General features: G+C 31.6%; 6 protein-coding genes and 1 pseudogene. 4 read left to right on the forward strand and 3 right to left on the reverse strand.

What is annotated here, in order from left to right; genetic code table 11:
* Positions 1–806, forward strand: an 806-nt coding sequence (locus FTV37_RS16485) for a hypothetical protein (protein ID WP_180064285.1), incomplete at its 5' end; no start/stop codon positions are given.
* 69 nt (positions 807–875) lie between these two features.
* Here FTV37_RS16485 and FTV37_RS16490 read toward each other — a convergent pair.
* The 3 genes from FTV37_RS16490 to FTV37_RS16500 all read right to left on the reverse strand — a co-directional run bounded on the left by FTV37_RS16490 (position 876) and on the right by FTV37_RS16500 (position 2,538).
* Positions 876–1,136: a helix-turn-helix domain-containing protein gene (locus FTV37_RS16490; RefSeq protein WP_008917004.1), complete on the reverse strand. Its 261-nt coding sequence runs from the start codon at positions 1,134–1,136 to the stop codon at positions 876–878.
* Positions 1,133–1,993: a replication initiation protein gene (locus FTV37_RS16495; RefSeq protein ID WP_179991741.1), complete on the reverse strand. Its 861-nt coding sequence runs from the start codon at positions 1,991–1,993 to the stop codon at positions 1,133–1,135. Before FTV37_RS16495 ends, FTV37_RS16490 begins: the two co-directional genes overlap by 4 nt.
* A gap of 227 nt (positions 1,994–2,220) precedes the next feature.
* Positions 2,221–2,538 carry a hypothetical protein gene (locus FTV37_RS16500; protein ID WP_179991742.1) on the reverse strand — a complete coding sequence of 106 codons (318 nt, stop codon included), beginning with the start codon at positions 2,536–2,538 and terminating at the stop codon, positions 2,221–2,223.
* A 26-nt stretch (positions 2,539–2,564) separates the two neighbouring features.
* Between FTV37_RS16500 and FTV37_RS16505 the strand changes: the two genes are divergently transcribed.
* The 3 genes and pseudogenes from FTV37_RS16505 to FTV37_RS16515 all read left to right on the forward strand — a co-directional run.
* On the forward strand, positions 2,565–3,104 hold the full coding sequence (locus FTV37_RS16505; protein WP_179996694.1) for a hypothetical protein: 540 nt from the start codon (positions 2,565–2,567) through the stop codon (positions 3,102–3,104).
* A gap of 223 nt (positions 3,105–3,327) precedes the next feature.
* A complete protein-coding gene (locus FTV37_RS16510; RefSeq protein WP_008917002.1) occupies positions 3,328–3,741 on the forward strand; it encodes a relaxosome component in 414 nt (137 codons plus the stop codon).
* Positions 3,716–4,266: pseudogene (locus FTV37_RS16515) on the forward strand (hypothetical protein); the annotation flags it as partial. The gene FTV37_RS16510 and the pseudogene FTV37_RS16515, both read left to right, overlap by 26 nt.

The following is a 4,266-nucleotide window of genomic DNA, read 5'->3' on the forward strand; positions in this document are numbered from 1 at the left end:
GAAAAGAATTAATTGATTTTTTAACTAAAGAGAAAAATATAATTATAAATCGTACAGGTGATAATTATATATCTATTAAATTTAGCGAAGAAGATAAGCCTGTAAGGTTAAAAGGAGATATCTATGAACAGAGCAGAGATTACAAAACTTATAACGAAGAATCAAGAATCGATCACAGAGCAGATCGAGAGTACGTTAAAAACGCACTCAGAGAGCACACGAGCGTTTTTGACGCAGAGCTTAGCAAAAGAACAAGTAGAAATAAAAAACGCTTTAAAAGAACACAGAACGAAAATAAGAATAGCAATGAACAAAACAATAAGAGAACAAATGACATTCAGGATGTTAGATCTGAAATATCAAGTAATAATAATAGCCTTATTAGGAATGAATTTATTTTTCTTAATTTTAATAATGATTTTAATAAAGAGAATTTAAACAATGAGCAGAATAATAGAAGCGATAAAACAGAAGAAAGAACAAGAGAACAAAGAATTAGAAGCATTGGAAGCGAAATTGAAAACATTAATCAAGAACAACAATCTATTTATTCGAAATTCGAAGATAGAAGTAGAGAACAACAATATATTAATGAGAAATCTAAAAGAATTAGAAGAAGAATTAGACTATCAAACAGATATGTTGACAGATTTTTTAGATTATTTTTTGACAATATCGAGCGATTTAAACGAACTCAAGAACTCAAAAAAAGCATCACTCAAAAAGTCTCAAAATTCTTTAAAAAACAAGAAGAAACGCAAGGGCAACAAAACAAAATTGAAAGACGACGAAGATTTAAAATCTGATATTCAAGACATGAAAAAAACGCTTAGTTTTTTATTTAGTTATTATAAGAACCACATAACAAAAGAGAGCTAAACGCTCTCTTTTAGATCTTGTTGCTTGTATCGCTTCGCTAGAGACGTTACAGCGTTATAAGAGCATTGCATAGCTTCCGCTACCTCTTTCCAACTCAGCCCCTTCTCTCGTAGCTCATACGCTGTTTTGCGACGATTTAATGCCTCTTTCTCGTAATCTTCTCTGTCTATAGCAGTGTATTTTATTACTGTTGTTATTGAGACATTAAATTTTTTTGCTAACTCTTTTTGTGTTAATCCGTCTCTGTTTACTCTCATTTTTTACCTCCTAAAAAATCAAGCATATTCAATATTTCGCTTTGTTTTTTATAGTTATTTTTTTTCTTTCCTAGATTCTTTTTTCCCCTTGCGCTTTGTATCTCTGAAAACTTAGCAACGTCAAAATTTTTCCATGTCCATTTGCCTATACTTCGGGCTGTCGCTTTTATTTCATTGAATGGCAAAGGGTTTTGCTGATTACAAACAGCGTTGAGGTTGATCGCTTGTCTCTCAACTTCTTTCATCCATTGTTCAAATGATGATGAAGATTTAAACCCTAAAACTCGTTTATAAGACCAAGCTCGCAGATCATCAAAAAGGTTAACATTGCGACCTAATCCGTAATTTTCAGCTTTAACGCTTTTAGGTTGATTTAAATCGACAAAATCAGCGAGATAATCGAGATCATACAATTCAGCACCAGACCACCAAGGCGACCAATGACTATTTAACGGGTTTTTAGTAATAAGCCCTACATAGTTAGGGTCTGAACCTAATCTGTTTGCTATGCTGTTTTCTACTGCGGAGGCATAGCGTAACGGTTTTAATTTTGCTTGTTGTGTTTTACAAACCCCGTTCTTCAAAATATAACCATAATGACACCTGCCAGATTTGGGGCTTTTCGTTATAAAGTGAGGAACAGGCAAGTTAACTTCTTCAAATTTATAAAAACAATTTTCTTCATCTAGATCGAATAGCAAGCAAGTTTGTATAGCTGGTTGATTAGCTTGTATGTAAAGCATTTCTAGCGCTTTTTCTTTTTTTCTAATTCTTAACCCATTACTTAAATCGTCAGAACAGTAGGGCTTCATTGGCATTTGACTTATAAAATTTTGTCTATTATCGTTGTTAAACATAAAGCAGTCCTTTTTCTCTGAAACCCTGTTGCTACGGTCGCCAAACTCAAAGCAATAGGGTTTCTGTTTTCTTATGTTTTAATACATCAAAAAAGTTTGTCAAGTGATTGCCTTAACCATATCAGATAACAGCCCCAAAGGGGTGGTTTTTTGGGCGTTAGCAAAGCAAACCTTTTTGAACGCTTCAAACTAACAAAAACAAGTTTTGTCAGCTCTCAGCGTTGAGCTTAATAGCTATCTTTCAAATCCTCGTCTTTAAAGTATTCGATAGCTTTAAGTATTTTCTCAAGGTCTACTTTATTTTTTTTATCTAATCCATCTTTTAATAATCCAGCCAGAATTGAGTTCTTTATTTCTGCTGTTACAACCATAGGGGCTAAAACAGATCTAGACTTTGGGTAGTCCTCCCAATGAAGACCTAGGCATTTTCTTGATTCTTCTTCGTTATTTAAGTGGTTATACTTACCGTATATCACGTAAAATCTTTTCTTTTCATCATAATGTGCAATGTTATATTCTTTCCAGTATGAAATGATCTTATCCATTATTTATTCCTTTTTTGAGGTTTGTTATGCCTAAAAATCACCTTATTTTTTCTACAATTACTCTAATAACAATCTGTTATCCAATCATATCATTAGCTAATGATATTCCGATTGAGTGTAAATCAGTAGAAGCTAACGCGTTAGTAAATCAAGCTTATAAATCACAATATGATAAGGCTTTTGTTGCTAAGCAACGGTTAGATCCAAATGAACCAGCGTCGTTAGTTTATGAAAAATTGACTGATTATGATTATAAAAATGGAGACTTCAAAGACATAATTATTCCATTGGATATATCGTTGACCCAAAATGCAGATACTCAATTGTTGGCTGTTCGAGAGGTTGCATATGATAATAAAAATAAAACTAGAACTTGTGAGGCAGCGGTTAAGATTTCAATAAGTGGTGTATTAATCGAAAATTATCAGGAATTAATTCCTAACGATATAGAGTTTAGAGATTTTACAAATCAGTTTAAAAATAAAGAAATAGGAACATTTAATATTAAATATATATTGGATAAGGATTATTCTGGTAACAATCAGATAGTTGTCTATGGATTATAATTAAGTGCGTAGCAGTGAGCGGAGCGAACTAGAAGAAAAAAGACCTCAAGATCGGTTTTGATTTTGGGGTTTATGTATTGACAATAAAGCAAAATATCTTATTTCTTAAGTAAGGGATACCTTAGATAGCAAGTTAGCGCAATACTTCGTATTACGTTACTTGTGAGGGGCTTCGCCCCTTCAATCCCCTGAAGGTCAAAACATAAAACACAAGGAAAAAAACATGGCAAATTTGAGCAATTTAAAAATTCTCATTGAAGATAAAAAAACATATAAAGATCGCTATCAACGTAAAAATTTTATTTCTTTATGTTTAAGTGACGAAGAATTAACAGAAGTTGAATTGTTAGCTGAAAAATTAGATTTAAAAAGAGCAGCAGCTATAAGAGCGTTACTTTTAAATAAATCTGCAATATTAAAAAATAAAATAAAAAATAACGGAAATAAAGAATATCTATTTCTATTAAATAATATATCTAATAACATTAATCAAATCGCTAAAAAAATTAATGCTAATATTGATTTTTTTATTAACAGCGCCAACGGTGAGCAATTCGCTTATTTGTTTGAAGAACTAACAGAGGATATAGAAAAAATAAAAGAGGTTTATAATGATACACAAACAGATAGGAGGTAAAAACAAACAGAGAAACGTTAAAAACTCATTATCTTATTTATTGCGTAAAGACAAAATAGAAGAACAACAATATATAAAAGTTTTATCTACAACAACAGAGAAAGATATTTTAAACTTTAACGAATATATTCAATCAAAAAACTTCTCTCACCCATACACAGCGGGCGTTCTTTCGTTTGAAGAAAAAGACATCGACGAAGATTTAAAAAATAAAATCATGTCAGAATTTGAAGAAATGATGTTCGCAGAAATCGCACCTGAGAACCGTCCCCCGGTCCTTTGGGTGCAGCATCAAGATAAAGGGCGACTAGAACTTAATTATCTTACATTCAACGCATTAGCAGATAAAAGAGCATACAAAACATACTATCACTATGCAGATAAAAAACTATTTAACGCATTTTGTGAAGTTGTTAATTATGAGAATAATATTAGCTCAGTTATAGACGTAGAAAATCACAAAGAAAGAAATAAGCTAATTAATACTTTAAATAAGAAAATACCAAAACACAAAAAAGAGATAGT

This window comes from Acinetobacter sp. YH16042 (assembly GCF_013417245.1).
Taxonomy (GTDB): Bacteria; Pseudomonadota; Gammaproteobacteria; order Pseudomonadales; family Moraxellaceae; genus Acinetobacter; species Acinetobacter amyesii.